General features: G+C 50.5%; 16 protein-coding genes (1 of these 16 only partly in view). 14 read left to right on the top strand and 2 right to left on the bottom strand.

Translation table 11 applies throughout. The features are described 5' to 3' along the window. Window positions 1-39 precede the first annotated feature (39 nt). Window positions 40-1,386: a sigma 54-interacting transcriptional regulator gene (locus Mal48_RS22685; RefSeq protein ID WP_145205364.1), complete on the bottom strand. Its 1,347-nt coding sequence runs from the start codon at window positions 1,384-1,386 to the stop codon at window positions 40-42. Between the two features lie 687 nt (window positions 1,387-2,073). Here Mal48_RS22685 and tpiA point away from each other — a divergent pair. The 6 genes from tpiA (at window position 2,074) to Mal48_RS22655 (ending at window position 7,347) form a co-directional block, all read left to right on the top strand. Then, a complete protein-coding gene (tpiA, locus tag Mal48_RS22680; RefSeq protein ID WP_145205361.1) occupies window positions 2,074-2,844 on the top strand; it encodes a triose-phosphate isomerase in 771 nt (256 codons plus the stop codon). Window positions 2,845-3,279: 435 nt separating this feature from the next. Next, a complete protein-coding gene (gene secG, locus Mal48_RS22675; RefSeq protein WP_197441921.1) occupies window positions 3,280-3,735 on the top strand; it encodes a preprotein translocase subunit SecG in 456 nt (151 codons plus the stop codon). A 49-nt stretch (window positions 3,736-3,784) separates the two neighbouring features. After that, complete coding sequence (locus Mal48_RS22670; RefSeq protein WP_145205358.1) at window positions 3,785-4,666, top strand: YicC/YloC family endoribonuclease; 882 nt, start codon at window positions 3,785-3,787, stop codon at window positions 4,664-4,666. A 35-nt stretch (window positions 4,667-4,701) separates the two neighbouring features. Continuing rightward, complete coding sequence (locus Mal48_RS22665) at window positions 4,702-5,109, top strand: VOC family protein (RefSeq protein WP_145205355.1); 408 nt, start codon at window positions 4,702-4,704, stop codon at window positions 5,107-5,109. 209 nt (window positions 5,110-5,318) lie between these two features. Further along, the gene (locus tag Mal48_RS22660) at window positions 5,319-5,516 is read left to right on the top strand and encodes a hypothetical protein (RefSeq protein ID WP_145205352.1); all 198 of its coding nucleotides are present in this window, start codon (window positions 5,319-5,321) and stop codon (window positions 5,514-5,516) included. A gap of 70 nt (window positions 5,517-5,586) precedes the next feature. Continuing rightward, window positions 5,587-7,347 (top strand): cytochrome c peroxidase, encoded by a 1,761-nt coding sequence (locus Mal48_RS22655; RefSeq protein WP_145205350.1) that lies wholly within the window; start codon window positions 5,587-5,589, stop codon window positions 7,345-7,347. Window positions 7,348-7,466: 119 nt separating this feature from the next. On the opposite strand, the gene Mal48_RS22650 is transcribed toward Mal48_RS22655, so the two are convergent. Next, on the bottom strand, window positions 7,467-8,642 hold the full coding sequence (locus Mal48_RS22650) for a methyltransferase domain-containing protein (RefSeq protein WP_197441920.1): 1,176 nt from the start codon (window positions 8,640-8,642) through the stop codon (window positions 7,467-7,469). A gap of 433 nt (window positions 8,643-9,075) precedes the next feature. Between Mal48_RS22650 and Mal48_RS22645 the strand changes: the two genes are divergently transcribed. The 8 genes from Mal48_RS22645 to Mal48_RS22610 all read left to right on the top strand — a co-directional run. After that, window positions 9,076-10,746, top strand: a complete 1,671-nt coding sequence (locus Mal48_RS22645) for a LamG domain-containing protein (protein ID WP_145205344.1) — start codon at window positions 9,076-9,078, stop codon at window positions 10,744-10,746. A 159-nt stretch (window positions 10,747-10,905) separates the two neighbouring features. Further along, the gene (locus Mal48_RS22640; protein WP_145205341.1) at window positions 10,906-11,961 is read left to right on the top strand and encodes a Gfo/Idh/MocA family protein; all 1,056 of its coding nucleotides are present in this window, start codon (window positions 10,906-10,908) and stop codon (window positions 11,959-11,961) included. A gap of 119 nt (window positions 11,962-12,080) precedes the next feature. Then, window positions 12,081-12,398 (top strand): metal-sulfur cluster assembly factor, encoded by a 318-nt coding sequence (locus Mal48_RS22635; protein WP_145205338.1) that lies wholly within the window; start codon window positions 12,081-12,083, stop codon window positions 12,396-12,398. Between the two features lie 146 nt (window positions 12,399-12,544). After that, entirely contained in the window at window positions 12,545-13,276 is a 732-nt protein-coding gene (locus Mal48_RS22630; RefSeq protein ID WP_145205335.1) for a peptidylprolyl isomerase, read from the top strand. 193 nt (window positions 13,277-13,469) lie between these two features. Then, on the top strand, window positions 13,470-13,994 hold the full coding sequence (locus tag Mal48_RS22625; protein WP_231739799.1) for a peptidylprolyl isomerase: 525 nt from the start codon (window positions 13,470-13,472) through the stop codon (window positions 13,992-13,994). Between the two features lie 253 nt (window positions 13,995-14,247). Then, complete coding sequence (gene holA, locus Mal48_RS22620) at window positions 14,248-15,258, top strand: DNA polymerase III subunit delta (protein ID WP_145205330.1); 1,011 nt, start codon at window positions 14,248-14,250, stop codon at window positions 15,256-15,258. 580 nt (window positions 15,259-15,838) lie between these two features. After that, window positions 15,839-17,710: a glycosyltransferase family 2 protein gene (locus tag Mal48_RS22615; protein WP_145205327.1), complete on the top strand. Its 1,872-nt coding sequence runs from the start codon at window positions 15,839-15,841 to the stop codon at window positions 17,708-17,710. 5 nt (window positions 17,711-17,715) lie between these two features. Then, window positions 17,716-17,938, top strand: the start of a protein-coding gene (locus Mal48_RS22610; RefSeq protein WP_145205324.1) for a class I SAM-dependent methyltransferase. 1,571 nt of this gene lie beyond the right edge of the window; 223 of the gene's 1,794 nt are visible here — the first part of the coding sequence; it begins with the start codon at window positions 17,716-17,718; its stop codon lies beyond the right edge, outside the window.

Raw genomic sequence — 17,938 nt, 5'->3', positions numbered from 1 at the left:
TGAGTGCACAAATAGCCTGAGCGTACCGCTTGAACCGGATCACGATTCGTTTGGCGACTCAATTCCGAGTGCTGCAAGGCGGCGATAAAGTTTTGCTCGTGGAACCTGGAGCATTTCGGCAGCCATGCTTTTATTGCCTTGGACCGAATCGAGAACCTGGGTGATAATTTCCCTCTCGGTCGCTTCCAGAATTTCTTCCAGACTTTGCGTGACCTGTCGTGGTCGTACGCTTTGTGCATCACGCCCGGCTTGAAAATTCACCGGCAGATGTTCAACTTCGATGATCGGCTCGGGACAAGCCTGTTGTGCCTGAAAGAGAACCTTTGAAAGCTCTTCGATATTCCCCGGCCATTGATAGCATTCGAATTCTTGCAACACCTCCTCCGAAACATCTTCGATTTGGATCTCGCGTTGACGATTTGAATCCTGAAGAAGATGCGTAACCAGAAGAGGCAGATCCGCTTGCCGATCACGCAGCGGTGGGATGAATAAAGTCAATGGGGTCAACTCGCAAATGAGTTCTCTCTGAAAGTGTTCGGAATCGAGATTCTCAATTTTTTCTGCAGAGGAGGAAATCCAGCGGATGGCGTCTCTGCTCTTCAGGTGATCCAGCAACTCGATCTGTAAATCTGCAGCGAGAAGCTCAACATTCTTCAGGTAAACAGTACATCCCTCAAACTCCGTCTCACTCTGCTCAAAGAGTCTGCGCAGGAATCGTGAGAGCTCAAAATGGGACAAGGTTCCACACTCAACAGGAAGAAATCGCTGTTCGCCCATTGGGGAATCGTAATGAATCATGCGGGCCACATGTTCCTTGCCGACTCCTTCTTCTCCAACAAGATGAACCGCAAGTGAGCAGTTTCTGGCGACCTGAGCTTGGGCCGCAACTCTGCGCATTTCGGCTGAAACCGCAATTAAAGAGTGCGAGGAATATTTTCGATGCAATTCGGAAAGGTGTTCCTCCAATTCAAATCGCTGCAGCAAACTCGGGGGAACCAGCTCAATTCCATCATAGTCTCGATGCTGAATCAGCCCCAAAATTTGCGATGGCGTGGGGGAATCTTCTTTCACAAGAGGAATAAAATGGATGTTCACATGCTGCGACTCACCACTTTTTCGGTGTAACACAGAAGGGACAACGACGGACTCACCTTGAAGGACAGACTCTGGTGGAGACAAAGTCCCCGTCAAAGTTTCGATCAACTCCGGATTCCCACGGCTAATCAGCTGGCATTTTTTTCCGATCACATCCCCTGCAGACCAACCGGTTTGCAACTCGCACCCACGGTTGAAAACCAGAACAACCCTACGATGATCGAGAACGAAAATCGGCGAAGAGCTACCCGTGAGCCACGTCGCGAGACCTTTTCGAACCCTTTGAGCCACGTGACCTTCTCCCTGTACGAATTACCGAACGCATCAAAGTTTAGAGCAGTTTGCTCTAGCGTGTACCCGCGAAGAACGCGTTTCTCTAAGAAAATTGCTGTTCGCCACGAGGCAGAACTCTGAACACCAGTTCGAAACATGCTCCTGACAGCCTGGTGAGCAACTGACCACTGCACTCAACCCGCGTTTCTCGCAGCTCTTCAGAACTGGTCCTGAAGCGTGAAATCGCTCTCTCAAACGCTAAAGAGCATTATTTCCTGCCCTGAATCGGCAAGAATGTTTGTTTCGATTCAGAGAAATCAGAGAATCCGGGGCTGTTCGAATCGCTGCATATGGGGTGTTTTGCTAAGATTCTCGCCTTTTCAACTGGAAGAGCTAAGATCTTCCGCCCAAAACAGAAGAAACTCGTACCCGCCTTAAGGGGATGGAGAATCAACTCACTCTGTGAATGGTCTCTGTTACGAGTTCATAAATACCGGTGGCTTCTATCGAAACTTGCACGGATGGTCGTCATTTCACTGAATTTCACTCAATGATGACGAATCCGGCGAAGAACAGAACTCATCCAAAAAATTAAATATCAACTCCCGATCGCTCAACAAGTGAGCGTTGAGAAAATTGAGCAAACCCAAATATCACGATTCCGACAACACTGTTGGAACTTCTATAACACTAAGGAATTGATCAATGCGTCGGTATCTCATCGCTGGTAACTGGAAAATGAATACCACGAGAGAAGAAGGAACGGAACTCGCAAAAGCGATTGCCGCTGGCAGCTCAAATGCAACTGCGACCGTTGATGTTTTGATTTGCCCTCCGTTTCCTTACCTCATTCCAATCAACGAAGCAGTGGCCGGAACGAAAGTTCAAGTCGGTGCCCAGAACTGTCACTTCGAGGCATCAGGGGCTTTTACCGGGGAAACTTCCCTCGAAATGCTGACCGATGTGGGAGCTTCGTCTGTCATTCTGGGACATAGCGAACGACGCCATGTCTTTGGTGAAACGGACGCAGACATTAACCAAAAAGTGCTGAAAACACTGGAGAAAGGGCTTCAGGCTGTCTTGTGCGTTGGCGAACTTCTGGAAGAAGAAGAGAACGGATTAACCAAAACCGTTCTTGATCGCCAAATGGAAGGTGGCCTCAAAGATGTCTCCGCCGAGGCGATGGCGAATGTCGTCATCGCTTACGAACCGGTCTGGGCAATCGGAACTGGAAAAACCGCAACTCCGGAGCAAGCGGAATCTGCCCATGATCATCTTCGCAAATGGCTGGAAAGCCGTTATAGTGCAGACGTTGCGAACGCAACACGCATCCTCTACGGAGGAAGTGTGAAACCAAATAATGCCGAAGACCTGCTCTCTCAGCCCAATGTTGATGGGGCGTTGGTTGGAGGAGCAAGCCTCACATCAGAGAACTTTTTGCCAATCATCGAGGCAGGCGTTAAGGTTTCTTCCTAAAGTATTTTGAAACCATCTCCACGAGATGCCTCGTGGAAAGATGCAATATCACTGACGAAAATCACAGACGAAACCCGTTTTCCACGGGCAACGAGAGAGCAAATTGCCCTCTTCAAACGAAGATGAAGCCGAGAACAGCGAACAATGGGTCACTCAATTATGAGTGATCCAGTGGTCCGCCTCTCACAAGATGTCACGGTTTCGAGTCCGACGCACTCCCCCGAGAGCGCCTCAGACTCCTCAAAACCGCATGACATTTAGAGCTCGAATTGAGGGCTCGTGAGAGGTTCCGCCCAGAGTCCCATTGCAGCATTTCCCGGAAATCGATATTCATCTTCCACTGAAACCACCAAACTTAGACACAGACTGAAAAGATCGCTGACACGATCGACTCCGAAACAGGGATCGTTTCAGAATTTGTGAAAGGACCACATCGTGGGTACGCTGGCGTTTATTCTTCAAATTTTGTTGCTACTTTCCGGCTTTCTGTTGATGATCATTATCCTGCTTCAACGGGGGCGTGGAGGCGGTCTTGCTGGCGCGTTCGGTGGTGCAGGCGGGCAGAGTGCATTCGGAACCAAAGCAGGCGATGTCTTCACCTGGATTACCGTTGTCACTGCAACGATCTGGGTTCTCTTGGCAGGAATCGGGGGATGTGCAATGCGAAGTGCAGCGACCAGCCTCGAACGAAGCCTGGCACCAGCCGGAGAAATGAGTGCTGGCGACACGACAGGCGATGCAACTACGGGTGACGATGCCGACGCAGAAACTCAAGATGACGCAAACATCGAAGAAGATGCTGTCGCCCCACCAGCTGAAACTGATGCAGAAGCCAGCAACGCGACAACTCCAGAAGCGGATGGTACAACACCACCTGCTCCTGAAAATTAACATCAAATGGCTGGCTTGATGGCCACGCCGCAAACCAGCAGGGACTCCCGTGTTGTTAAGTATGACAGGCCACGGTGATGCCAGTGGTCAGAATGAACGTGTCTCTGTCACCGCTGAAATTCGCAGCGTCAACAATCGACATCTCAAAGTTTCAGTTCGTTGCCAGGATGCTTTCCTGGCACTCGAATCAAATATCGAACGCCTGATTCGAAAAAACGTTGCCCGCGGAACATTGACCGTTTCGTTGCGAGTTCGGCAGTTGGCGGACCAGCGAGCTGCGACGATTGATCAACTCGCAGTGCAGCAGTATTGGACGCAACTCACAGACATCGCTGCGGAACTCAAAACCGATCCGCCTAAGGATCTATCCCCCTTACTTTCACTGCCGGGGATCCTCAAAGATAATTACGAGAAATCGGTCGACGAGGGTGACTGGCCGCTCTTTGAAGAAGTCATTCTTGCAGCTCTGAAGCAATTTCAGGACTTCCGCATTCAAGAAGGCGAGTCCATGGGAGACGAGCTGAACTCGCTTTCGAGCAAGATCGAAGAGAATCTGGACGCGATCGAAAAAATTGCTCCACAAGTGATCGTCGATTACCGAGACCGGCTGAAAAACCGCGTCAACGAGTTGCTGCAATCAACGAGCGTCAAAGTTGACGACAACGATCTGCTTCGAGAAACAAGCCTGTTCGCTGACCGCTGTGATATTACTGAAGAAGTGACCCGGTTACGGTCTCACTTGCAGCAATACCGCTCCCTTCTGGATGGCAACGAAGCAGCGGGGCGAAAACTGGAATTCCTCGGCCAGGAGATGTTCCGGGAGGTCAACACCATCGGCTCGAAAGCAAATCATATCGAAATCGCACATCGCGTTGTGGACATGAAAGCTGCCATCGAAAAGATGCGAGAAATGATCCAGAACATCGAATAGTCTACCCGCTTGCATTGACCAGAGTCGCCAACACCATGCCTCTTCCCAATATCCAAGTCAAACGAATTGACCATGTCACTCTGGTCGTCAAAGACCTTGACGTTTCGCGAAAATTTTACGTAGACCTTCTCGGGATGCAGGAAGTCGAGCGACCGGGATTTCGATTTGCCGGTCTTTGGTTCCAGGCAGGGACAACACAAATCCATTTGATTCTGGAGCATGATGACTCTGGCCCGGCACACAGCTTTGTTCCCGAGGAATGTTTGATCAGCCGCACACGTCATTTTGCGTTCGAAGTCGACGATGCGATGCAAGCGGCCCAAAAACTGGAAGAAATGCAAATTGAGATTGTCGCAGGCCCAAAAGAGCGGCCAGATGGACCGACTCAGCTCTACATCTTTGACCCAGACCGCAACCTGGTGGAATTGTACAGTTATTCCTGATGATGCCTTTCACGAGCCCGGTACGATTTGCAAGGTTTTTCCCTGAAAACTTTCGTTCGTTTTGGTTCAGAAGAAATTTCTATTGAACTGTTCCTTGATAGGCGTGCGAGACTATACTGAGAGACTACACTGAGACATGGCACTTGCGGTGATGTTTCGTCGATGCCTTCCCTACTTCAGATTTTTACGCCGTAGAGCAGAGATTGAACATGAAAGACCTTCCCAAACAAGCAGTGATTGCTTCGATGGTCGTTTCAGTATTAGTTGCCTTGGCAGCGATTGCCGATCTTGTCCTGGGGGTTCCATTCTCCGGGTCAGAACATACATTCTTAATGGACATTCTCTTTATCATTTGTGCAGCGATTGCTGGCTATCTGAGTTGGGACGCATTTAAAGATCTCAGCTAAAAGAAGCATCCGTCACTTCTTGAAAGGTGCTGGCGCGCCATGGTGATATTGATGTGAAAGTCGCTGAGCGATGCCTACATCTCGACTATTTCAGTTCCTGCTTTTCTCTGCCCTGTGCACCTCAACTCTTCTGCTCGCCGCTGAACCTGAGTCTCGATATCCTCTCCGAGAACCTCAGCAACCGCTTCGCCGACGTCCGGCTTCAATGTGCTGGGTTCCAGAGGCGCAGATCTTGGCAATCGCTAACGAGCGCGGCTCGACGATCTCCCTGCTCGCCCCGACCACCGGAAAAGTGCAGGAGGCTGACATCAATGCAAGCCCAACAAAGCTAATCTGGATCGACCGACTTCATCTACTGGCAATCGTCGATACAAAATCCGGGCGAGTTTTATTCGCATCTCTGAAACCTGGCGAACTCTCCGTTCAACAGTCAATTGAAATCGGACGAGGTGCTCAAAGCTTGTGCCTCTCTCCTGATGAATCTTTACTCGCTGTCAGCTCAGTTTGGGATCGCCATGTTTCATTGATTTCGGTCGAACCAATCCCCAAAGTTCAATCCACGATTCCTCTGAAATTCGAACCGAGTGAGGTTTGCTTTTCACCCGATGGAACAATGCTGATCGTGGCGGATGCCTTCGGAGGAGAGCTCGTTGTCATCGACACGAAATCACAAACAATCGTCGGACAGACAAAACTCCATGCTCACCAAATCCGAGGGATTGCATTTCTTTCAGCTGACCGCTGCCTGTTGACTCACCAAATCCTGTTTCCTGATATCCCGACGACACCGAATAACATTGCTTCGGGACGAGTCCTTGAGAATGTCGTTCAAGAGCTTCAATTCACAAGAACGTCGCGATCCAGGGTCGATGTTCAATCTCTGGGGATTCAGGAAATCGGCGTTCCCTCTGACGGTGCGGCTGACCCGGGAGCGATTCATATCGCCAAATCTTCCGAGAGGTTTGTCGCACTTGCAGGTGTCAACGAGGTGGCAACTATGAATTCCTACGGAGTGGTTCGCAACCGCATTCGTGTCGGAAAACGTCCTGTGGACCTCGTGATCTCACCAGACCAAAAGCAGATTTACTGCCTCAACAATCTCAGCGACTCGGTCTCGGTCATCGATCTCAAGAAGCAACTCGTGACCAAAACCATCCCATTGGGGCCGCAACCACAATTGACGTCACGTGATCGAGGCGAGGAACTCTTCTTCGATGGGAACATTTCCCGGTTCGGTTGGTATAGCTGTCAAAGTTGCCATATCGACGGCCACACAAATACTCAACTCGCTGATACTTTCGGCGATGGGAACGCTGGCGCGCCGAAACGCGTCCCTTCTTTACTCGGTGGTCGTGACGACAACCCATGGGCCTGGAACGGAACGATGAGGAGCCTGCATGATCAAGTGCTTCTGTCGGGAGATTCCACGATGCGCGGCGGAGGTCTCAGCGCGCGGCAGGCCAATGATCTCGTCGCTTTCTTGCACACACTCGAACACCCTCCCCCCTTTCAGCCAGCTCAAGATGAGCAGGATAAGCGGCTTATCGCACAAGGTCTCGAAGTTTTCACCTCACAGGGCTGCGCAAAGTGCCACGTTCCGCCGCTCACATACACGTCCGATTCGACTTACGATGTCGGCTTAGAGGATGAACATGGGCTGAAGAAATTCAACCCTCCATCACTCAACGCAGTCGGCTACCGACGCAGTTTCTTCCACGACTCCCGAGCCAAATCGCTCCCAGAAGTTTTCACTCACTTCGGTCATCAACTCGACGACTCTCTCAGCGACCAACACCTCAAAGCCCTGCTTCGTTTTTTGCAGAGTTTGTAGAGACTTACGAAGAGGGCAAATGAGGCACTTGCTGGAAGTTCTGAATTCATCCTGAAACCTGAATTCACTCTCTCAAAAGTTGAAAAAATTGACTCTCTCACAAGCTTCCGGGACAGCTTCTATTTTTTCTGAAACCGGAGAAGATAGTTTTCTTTGAAGGCCGGAATTTTCAGTTCCTCGATGAACTGAAAACCAGACTCGACAATCTCTGCTTGAAAGACCTCTTTTCCAGCTCGGACATGTCCGAGAATGAACTCCCGCGATTTCCCGGGAATGCGTTCGAAGTCAATCACGACGAGTGTTCCGCCTGGCTTCAGGGCTCGGTGGATCGACGCCATTGTTGCTTGCGGAGATTCAAAGTGGTGATAGGTGTCACAAATGAAAGCCACATCAACAGAGTTCGGCGGGAGCCTGACTGACTGATCAGTACAGAGGACACTTGTGATGTTCGTGACCTTGTCTGACTGTGACTTCCGATTGATGTGCTCCAGAAATCGAGGTGAGATATCCACCGCGTAGACCCAGCCGGTTTCCCCAACAGCCGATGCAAAGAGCCGGCTATAGAATCCGGTCCCGGCTCCAATATCGGCAACCGAGTCACCCGGTTTGATAGCACATGCGTCGAGCACTTTCTCACGAGCAAAGTAAACTTCGCGGCTTTCGATTTCGAAGCGTCCGAGCCATTCGCTCACATCGAGGTTTGCGTCGAGAAACCGATCATTGATCCCCTCTGGAACGTCTGTTTTCCTGGCTTTCTGATTTTCGATATAGGCCAGTGCCTTTTCCTCAAAAGCTGGCGTCTTCAAGCCGACTTTTTTCGCCTCGTCACGTGCCTCTGCCAGTTGAAGGCCATCATTCAAAACACGATGTGCCAACCAAATTGCTCCAACGCGATTCGCCGAAGCACAATGAAGCATGACCGGCGACATTTGAGAGTTTGCCAGCAACTTCAAAGAGTTCTCGAAGATTTCATCCGTCAGAGACTCAGGGGATCGAAAAGCAAAGTGATAATACTGCAGCCCAAGCGCCTCAACTGCTTCCGCCTGATTCCAATCGATTTCGTCCAGTTCACGAAGTGAAATGACATGTTCAATTCCGCGTTCCTTGGCTTTCGCCAGATCACTCGCGGAAGGTTGTCCACAAAGCAGCGTCGCCCCAAATGAATGAAGATTGCTAATTGTCCCCAGCTCAATTGATTCGAGCTTGAAGCTTGTTGAAGCATCCTCAGCTGTGACGCTTTTTGAAAAGACTCCAACCTGAAGAATGAGCGCAGCTAAGAGTAAATATCGAGTCATGGTCCTGATCTTTGGTAGCGTTCGGAATGGGTAGTGTTCGGTATGTTTTAAATACCAGCACGCATTGTACGACTTCCTGAAAACCACTTCGAGAGCAAGTTTCATTCAGGTTTTCAGTAAGACACTTAGTCACCGGTGGTGAATAGCAGCCAAAGATGCAGAGATTTCACTGCAGACCAACTGTGAACATGCTCTGATCATGGAAAAATGGAAGTCAACGCTGAATCCGCCACGCCCATCCTTACGCTGCAATCCAGTCTGATCGTGCCACTCCTTCCGGATGGGACAGACCATGAACCTGACTCACCGTATTCAATTTCAATCTCCTCTCCTTTTTGACGAACTTACGAGAAGCCGCTAGGATCAGATTTCACTTTGCTGTTGTGCTTCGCGTTCTGACGAACCCTCAATCTGTTTCGGAAAGGCTTCGCTGATGACTTCGATCTCTGTGCGCTCTTCTCACCTTCTTCTTGCTCTCGCAGTATTGTTATTTCCGAATTGCGTGATTGCAGATGAGCCTGAAGTGGTTGCTCACTATCCGTTGATCCAAGATACGCTCGACCATTCCGGAAACGGTCATCACGGAATGAATCAGGAGGTCAAGTTTGGAACTGCACCAAATGGGGTCCGGAGCGCAGAGTTCAATGGAACCTCGTCATCGATCCAACTTCCAGATGCAGTCATCCCTGACTCAGGGGACTTCACAGTTGCGGTCCGAGTCTTTATTGAATCCCCCACGAGTGATGTCCCCGGTGACATATTCAACTATTACGACTCACTGTCACGCCGGGGAGTTCAGTTAGGAATCCATAGCGCACATGGTGTGACCTCCAGCCAGTCACAATTGCGGACAGTGGAATTCGGACTCGACAACGGAAGCACGCCCGGAGAGTGGACAGATCACGGCCGGCTGGGAAATGCAGTTCTGATTTACTCCATGGCGGTGCATGACGGAAACCTCTTTGCAGGAACGTGCGAAGCGGGCGTTGAAGAATCGGGGCGAGTCTTTCGATTTGACGGAAAAACATGGCACGATCTCGGCGCACCTGATCGCTGCAACTCTGTTTCATCACTCGCAGTCTACAATGGCGAACTCTACGCAGGTGTCAGCCGTTACCGATTGGCTGGGTCTTCATTAGCTGAGTCGGACAATCCGAATTTGGGTGGGCGTGTTTACCGCTGGGAAGCCCCCAACAAATGGATTGACTGCGGTCAGCTTCCCAACACAGAAGCGATCAATGGAATGACCGTCTTCAACGGGAAACTGTACGCTTCGTCGATGTACAAACCGGCTGGGTTCTATCGCTACGACGGCGGAAAGAAGTGGACAGATTGTGGAACTCCAGATGGCAAACGTGTCGAAGCTTTGGGTGTTTACAACGGGCACATTTATGCGACTGGGTACGACGAGGGAGCAGTCTACCGATACGATGGGAAAGCGTGGGAGAGTCTTGGAACCCTGCCAGATGCGACTCAAACATACGGATTTGCAGTTTTTCAAGGAGATCTTTATGTCAGCGAGTGGCCCAATGCCCGCGTCTACCGCTTCGGAGGATTAAAAAATGGTCAGCCAGAATGGAACCTCGCAGGGCACCTTGGAGATGAGCGAGAAAGCATGCCACTCCTGGTTTACAACGGACAGATGTATGCCGGGTCACTTCCAACGGGAGAGGTCTACCGATTTGATGGGGGACAGGATTGGAAGAAAATTGCTCGTCTGGATATGACGCCGGATGTGAAGTATCGCCGCGTCTGGTCGATGGCTGTGTTTCAAGGAAAATTGTTTGCGGGGACGCTTCCCGCAGGTCGTGTTCACTCTGTTTCGATTGGCCATGTCGCAACTCATGATAAAACCCTCTCTCCCGGTTGGCATCATCTCGCAGCGGTTCGGAATCAAGGCAAGCTGAATTTGTATGTCGATGGTCAGTTGAGTTCCACATCTTCCTCGTTCGCATCTGACCTGAACATCTCAAACAAAGCTCCAGCCAGAATCGGATTTGGAACACGCGATTACTTTCGAGGTCGAATGACCGACTTGCGGATTTACCATGCTCCACTTTCTTCCGAAGCCATCTCTAAGTTGACGGTCTCAGAAGCAGAGTAAGATCAAACTCATTCCGAAAACCTCTGAAATAACCGTTTCCCTCAACACTTGAGGGAGCAATTTCAGGTTTCAGAATCCGTTCAAAGAAGAGATCGCCGTTCACGCAAAGTCGTCGACCATGACGATTTCGACAGGCTGCTACAGCAGAGGGGGAAATCGATGTCAACATTTCAGGTTGGAGTCATTGGAGCTGGTGGAATTGCGTCGAAGCTTCACCTGCCGGAAATGCAGGAGGTTGAAAACGCAGAAGTCGTTGTTCTGGCGGGACGAAAACAAAGTCGGCTGGAAACCCTCAGCGAGAAGTTCAACGTCCCACGCTGGACACACTCGTACGAAGAGGTCATCGCTGACCCCGAAATCGATGGAGTCATCATTGCGGTTCCGCATCCGCTGCATGTGAAGTATGGACTCATGGCCCTGAAAGCTGGCAAGCATGTCCATATCCAAAAACCACTCAGCACATCTCTGATCGAAGCAGAGCAATTTGTCGAAGCGGTCAACGCCAGCGACCGAACGGTTCTTGCGTTACCGTATGTCTCCAAGCCTCACGTTCTCGCAGCTCGCGAAGCTGTTCAGGCAGGGACGTTGGGAAAGGTCTCTTCCGCAACTGCACGCTTCAGCCACGGTGGTCCCGAAGTTTACTACGCGACGATTCAGGAAATCCTCCAAGAGGACCTCGATGATGATCTCTGGTTTTTTGACGCCCAGAAAGCGGACGTCGGAGCGTTGTTTGACATGGGGGTCTATTCGATTGCTCACCTTGTTGCGATTCTGGGGTCTGTGAAAGCGGTCACCTGTCGCGTGGCGACTCTTGCCAAGCCGACAGAACTCGAAGATACAGCCACGATCATCCTGGAATTTGAAAGTGGTGTGCTCGGGACAGCGGAGACCGGCTGGTGCGATGGAGCGAGAACATACGGGTTTTCCATCCACGGAACCGATGCCAAAGTGACCAACCCCAGTTTAACCAGTGATTTAATCCTCTCGCGGCCCAGTTCGCTCGTGGACGAAGACGCTCCGCTGATCGAGGAACCTATCGAAACCGGCGGGTATCCTAACCTCAATTCACATCAGGAATGGGTCGCCTGTGCCCGAGAAGGGAAGCAACCAGAAATCAGCAATGCGGATTTCGCACGCCACGTTACTGAAATCATGCTAAAAAGCTTGCAATCGTCTCGTGAAGGCCGGACCATGGAACTTGATTCACGACTTTGAATTGACCATCCTCCGTTTTCCCACTGCATGCCTGAAGTGGAGGGTTGGTCCTTTCTTCTCGATGTGTGGGCATCTACAATAGGGCTCTTCTCAAAATAGTCTGAACTGAGGATACCGAAATGGCAGAAGATGCCGAGTTGATTGAAGCCTTGAAGCAAGTCATTGACCCTGAATTAATGATCAACATTGTTGATTTGGGCCTCATTTACGAAGTTGAACAAGCTGGAGAAGGTTCTGAGGAAGAGGGAACTGTCAAAGTTGATATGACGCTCACCAGCCCGGCCTGTCCGGCTGGCCCTCAAATTGTCCAGCAATCAAAGATGGCTCTCGAACAGCTTGATGATGTCAAGAAAGCCGAAATCCGACTGGTCATGTCCCCCCCGTGGACACCGGAACGGATGACTGAGGATGCCCGTGATCAGCTCGGGATATTCTAGAACCAGTCCGAAAACCTCTGGAATAGCTCCTTTTCTCGATGCTTGAGAGAGCAAATTGAGGTTTCAGGATCAGTTTTAAGAACGACTCATTTGACCGCGACTTCACTCGCGGTCCTGTCTGTTTCTCCTATCGATAATAGTGAATAATGAACAAGAAGCTCCTTTCCCGATTTCTGGCGATTCCAGCCTTTGCGTTCCTGCTCGTTTCCTGTGTCGCAGAGAAAGATTTCGACAACAGTGCCTTCGAGACAGTCCCACCGGAGAATGTCTCATCAGCCCCAGCGGAGGCCCCGGTCCCTGCTGGAGATGTCTACAGAGCCAAATTTGAAACATCTCAAGGAGATTTCGTAATTGAAGTCCATCCGGAGTGGGCTCCTCGTGGTGCGGCTCAGTTCAAAAAACTCATCGAAGAAGGTGTGTTTGATGAAGCAAGATTTTTCCGAGTGGTCCCTGGATTTATGGTTCAATTCGGAATCCCTGGAGACCCCAAAGTTTCAGCAGAGTGGCGAAACAAAACGATCCCGGATGACCCGGTGATCGAATCCAACACTCGAGGCATGGTCTCATTTGCGACATCCGGTCCAAATTCACGTACCTCTCAAGTTTTCATCACTTACGGCAACCACGGTAAGCAAGGGGCTCAACTAGACTCTCAAGGCTTTTCCCCTTTCGGCAAAGTGATCGAGGGAATGGATATCGTTGATTCCATCAATTCTGAATACGGTGAAACTCCCGATCAGGGACAGATCCAACAGCAGGGAAATGCTTACCTGAACGAGAATTTCCCTAAGCTCGACTACATCAAGAAAGCGACGATCCTCCCCGAAGAGGTCGAAACGGCTGAATCAGCTGACTCAGCTGCAAAGACGAGTGAGTAAAGACGATTCCCATCACTGATGCTCGCAATAACTTTCGACGCGATTGCATTTCTGAAATACTGTTCGCCACATGGCAGAACGTCAAGACAATGAGATCACATTGGATTGGCTTCAGCCTCATTGATGAACCTTCGCAGACGCCAACAAAACACGAATCAACAATCAACTCAAGACGACAACGGAGAAAAGCAACGTGTATCAAGTTAAATTTGAGACATCCAAAGGGGATTTCACAGTTGAAGTCCACCCGGAATGGGCTCCGCTCGGAGCGGCTCAATTCAAAGAAATTGTTGAAGATGGCGTTTTCAACGAAGCTCGTTTTTTCCGTGTCATCGAAGGATTTATGGTGCAGTTCGGAATCGCTGGCGACCCTGCGGTCTCAGCGAAATGGCGTAACAAACAGATCAAAGATGACCCGACCACGCAGTCTAATACTCGTGGCATGATCACCTTCGCAACTGCCGGACCGAACACGCGTACTTCGCAAGTCTTCATCAACTTCGGCGACAACAGCTTCCTCGACAATCAGGGCTTTGCCCCGTTCGGGAAAGTGACTGAGGGAATGGAAGTTGTTGATGCTCTCTATGCCGGATACGGCGAAGGCGCCCCACAAGGTCGCGGCCCCGGACAGGGACAAGTCCAAAGCAAAGGGAACGAATACCTTAAAGCCGATTTCCCTGAACTCGATTACATCAAACAAGCCACTGTTGTCGAGTAACAAGACAAGAGTCTTACAAATCAACATGCTCGTACACCACGTGCATGTTGGTCTGTAATTCTCGGCTGCTGAAGCAAATTTTCTGAATGACCACAATCACTAACAGCCAAGCTGGCGCACGAGTCCCTTGAAGACTCGAACGTCAGAGAATTTTCATTGCTGATCGTGCTCCTCGGTTGATTGAGAGTCGGGGGCCGGTTCAGCAAGTCGCATTTCAGATGATGCAACAAAAACATTCTTTTGCGACCCGACCATGCACGCAACGGACTTTATAAAGCAGAAAGACGATGCGAAAACCGCGTCGATGATCGTTCTCTACGGAAACGAATCTCACTTAAAAACGTCCACTCTGGACGGACTTTGCCAGACATTTCTCGGCTCCCCCATTGAAGAATCGATCGGTCTCACTCGTTTTACCGGGAAAGAGACCGACTTCAGAACCGTTCGCGATGAAATACAAACGGTCTCCATGTTCACCCCTTCGAAATTAGTGGTGGTTGAGAATGCCGATGAGTTCGTCTCCGCAAACCGCCCGCAACTGGAATCCTTTGCAGCGAACCCGGTCGGAAAATCGAAGCTTGTGCTTGAAGTCAAGAAGTGGCCGGGCAACACAAAACTCGCCAAAAAGATTGCGAAGACCGGACTTGCCATCGAATGCTCTGAGTTAACTGGAGGCCGGCTCTCATCCTGGCTCGTCATGCAGGCAAAAGAGGAATACGAAAAACATTTAACGCGGGACGCTGCACAATTAATAATGGAACTCGCTGGTACTGGCATGGGATTGCTGGACCAGGAGCTTCAGAAGCTCACTTCCTACGTCGGCGATCGTGAAAAAATCGGAGCGGAAGATGTCCGCACGCTGGTCGGAGGGTGGAAGGCAGAAACAACCTGGACCATGATCAACGCTGCCCGCGATGGCCAGACAGATCTGGCACTGAATTGCTTACAAAAACTAATGCACGCTGGCGAAGCCCCTCAGAAAATCCTCGGAGGAATGAACTACGTCTTCAAGAAAATCGCACTTGCAACAGAACTGTCTCGACAGGGAAAACCACTCCCCGCGGCACTCAAGGAAGCTGGCGTCTTCTACAAAGAAATAGACGACGTCGAGCGCTACCTCCGTCGCATTCGCAGACCTCGCGCAGAACGTATCCTTAACCGCCTGGCACAAGCAGACTCGGACCTCAAAGGAAGAAGTCAACTTCCATTGCAGATGCAAATGGAACAACTGATCCTCTGGCTATCTGGGGCAACCGAAGTTTAGAGCATCTTTCGAATTGGTGTTCAGACTCTATCTCGTGGCGAACAGCAATTTTATTAGAAAATCGAGCTTCCACGGGCACACCGGGCAGCAGTGACCTCCTCAGTAAAAACACTCCTCCGTACGAGTCAGATCGCAAAGGCGTGATACGGCAACGCTCATGAAGATGCCGTGAATGCGACCTTCGAGGAGTGAAATATCATTCAATGATGTATCGAGACAGGAGACTGCAGGGCTGACTTTTCGCTCAATTCTTACCAGCGATCTCCACAACTTCTCAGTTTGAGACTTTTCGAATCCTGTTGAACAATACATAATTCCCATCAACACCATCCAATGTGACAATCATTAATAAGGGCAAGGCTATGCAGGATAATTGCACAGGGAACACTCTACCTGGCTCATTCGACAGTAGTGGAGGAGCTTTTCAAAATGGGTACTGCATCTGGAAGGGGACGATCCTCATTAGCTCCCACTGCAAAGAAGGTTATAATTGTGGTGGAGGACCGCCAAAAGACTACGTCCCGCGATTCGAAGGCGAGTGTGTCAAAATCGGCTGCTCCAAGTCTCCGACTATGAAATAATGAGCAACACGGGCCTCGTGAATTGTTGTCACCGACGTGCTCAAGACGATGAGCACACTCAAAATTCACCTGCGATCTGCCAACGCGTACTCGACATCGCTGGCCTCCAGGAAACTCACTGGGGACAAGTGAAGCCGGACGCATGCCTCGCATGTGGTGGCGAAACTACAGCCTCACCGCAGTTCTTCAATAGCGTTCTGGCTTCTCTGCTGTATGAAGTCACGAGGAACATCGAACAACTGGGTGGCATCCCCGATCTCGATCTCACTCAAGTGAAATCGTTAAAGCAATACGCAGAAGCGGGGCTCCGTTCTCACACTCCCCTCAAAGCACGAGTTACTCGAATCTCTTTGGAGCTCCCAGAGAACGCTTTGCCGGTTGAGTGCGATGTTGAATGCGATGTTGTCGTAAATCTGACACAGCACGAACCTCTCTCTCCCGACTCACTTGAAAGTCTTCGCCAACAGCGAGGCTGCACTCCAACTCTTCACATTGTCTGTCACTCAGGGACAGGCAGACAGGCAGCTGAAGAGTTTGCAAATGACTCGAGGACTTTGATTCACTTCTCAGAAACTCCTCTCTCTGAAATCGAAGCCGTCCACCTGATCGCCCCAGAGTGCCACTCTGAATTCATCGCAATTCATTCGCCGCACGCGATTGCCCGGCCGGACCGACTACACAGTGCAGTTCAAGCATTGGTGCAACACCAGGGGGAAATCTTTGGTTCTGCGATGCTGACTGAAGAGGGTAAAATTCCTGCAGAAGCACCCGCAATCGACTTTTGCCGGACAGTCCCGGTCGAGACACTCGTCTTTCGCCGTTCCTCTTTGATCGATTGCGGAGGCGTTGGACAACTTGAAACAGACCATGATCTCGACCTGATAGTCCGCTTTGTTTATGAAGAACGTAAGTTCGTTCTTTCTGAAAAAATTACAGTTGCGTGCAACGCCCAATTCCAAACGTCCCCCGCCAGACAACCGCCGAGTTACAAACTCGTCGGCAACAGGATGAATCACCATGCAGTGGGATTCCCGCAACAAGAGGCGCTCACCTGCGATGTCGTGCTTCCGTTTCGCGATCAGCTTGAATATGTCAACCAGGCAATTGAATCTGTCCTCGAGCAAGAAAATTGCGAGACCGTCATCCACCTGATCGACGACGCTTCCAGGCAATCGACTGAAGAGTTCTTTGACCGTTGGAGTCAATACTCGAATATCCGCTTGTACAGAAACAGAGAAAACCTGGGGCAGTACACGTCGTTCAACAATGCTCTAAAATACTGCGAGACAGGTTTCGTTGCCATTCAGGATGGAGACGACATCAGCAACCCAGACCGAATTGCAACAGCAGTCAACAGCCTGCTTCTTGCAGGAGCAGATATTTTCTCAGCCTCCATTGAGATGTTCGGCAACAACTATGAGCGAAGATCGAGCACACGCCGCAATAAAAACAGATACAGACCTGTTGAGCCAGGATCACTCCGAACTGCAAAACTTCCGAGCAACTCAGCCATGCACTTTATTATCAATGGTGCTGCTGTCATGAAACTGGCAACTGTCCGGGAACTCGGCGGCTTCGCAGATTTCGGGTCGCCCATCAGGAATCGTGGTGGGCTCGACACGGAGTTTTACCTCAGAGCTCTCCATTCGCGACGAGTTCGATTCTTCATTTCAAAGCATCTCGCTGGAAAATATCGACGACACGAAGCCTCAGCGACTCAAAACCATGTCACTGGTTTCGGAAGTTCACTCCGATACAAGAACCGAGAAGAAATCCTTCGGCGTCAGCTGATTTTCCTGAAGACAGATTTTCAACCAAGCGACTTCGGTGCTCTGGGGCGCTATCAACATCTGACTCAACCACTGGGGTAACAGCAATGGAATTTGTGAGCTACGAGGAATTTCAGAAACTCGCATCGACTGACAAATATTACCACCAATCGCGTTGGGACCTCTATTCAAAAGTTCAGGAACTGCTCGCCGCATCGGGCGCCACTTCCGTTCTCGAACTTGGTGCTTATCGACTCCCTCTCGTCAAGGGGAGCGACACGATGGACCGGAATGACAAATTCCATCCCACGTACATTCAGGATGCCGGGG

This window comes from Thalassoglobus polymorphus (genome assembly GCF_007744255.1).
Lineage (GTDB): Bacteria > Planctomycetota > Planctomycetia > Planctomycetales > Planctomycetaceae > Thalassoglobus > Thalassoglobus polymorphus.
Note: the sequence above shows the minus strand (reverse complement) of the source record. Positions and strands in the feature narration are given on the sequence as shown.

What these genes read in the sequence shown, in the direction of transcription:
- tpiA (WP_145205361.1), top strand. Translation starts at nt 2,074, where the DNA reads ATGCGTCGGTATCTCATCGCTGGTAACTGGAAAATGAATACCACGAGA.
- Mal48_RS22615 (WP_145205327.1), top strand. Translation starts at nt 15,839, where the DNA reads ATGAGCAACACGGGCCTCGTGAATTGTTGTCACCGACGTGCTCAAGAC.
- Mal48_RS22660 (WP_145205352.1), top strand. Translation starts at nt 5,319, where the DNA reads ATGAAAGACCTTCCCAAACAAGCAGTGATTGCTTCGATGGTCGTTTCA.
- Mal48_RS22640 (WP_145205341.1), top strand. Translation starts at nt 10,906, where the DNA reads ATGTCAACATTTCAGGTTGGAGTCATTGGAGCTGGTGGAATTGCGTCG.
- Mal48_RS22650 (WP_197441920.1), bottom strand. Translation starts at nt 8,642, where the DNA reads ATGACTCGATATTTACTCTTAGCTGCGCTCATTCTTCAGGTTGGAGTC.
- Mal48_RS22630 (WP_145205335.1), top strand. Translation starts at nt 12,545, where the DNA reads ATGAACAAGAAGCTCCTTTCCCGATTTCTGGCGATTCCAGCCTTTGCG.
- Mal48_RS22655 (WP_145205350.1), top strand. Translation starts at nt 5,587, where the DNA reads ATGCCTACATCTCGACTATTTCAGTTCCTGCTTTTCTCTGCCCTGTGC.
- Mal48_RS22635 (WP_145205338.1), top strand. Translation starts at nt 12,081, where the DNA reads ATGGCAGAAGATGCCGAGTTGATTGAAGCCTTGAAGCAAGTCATTGAC.
- holA (WP_145205330.1), top strand. Translation starts at nt 14,248, where the DNA reads ATGCACGCAACGGACTTTATAAAGCAGAAAGACGATGCGAAAACCGCG.
- Mal48_RS22665 (WP_145205355.1), top strand. Translation starts at nt 4,702, where the DNA reads ATGCCTCTTCCCAATATCCAAGTCAAACGAATTGACCATGTCACTCTG.
- Mal48_RS22645 (WP_145205344.1), top strand. Translation starts at nt 9,076, where the DNA reads ATGACTTCGATCTCTGTGCGCTCTTCTCACCTTCTTCTTGCTCTCGCA.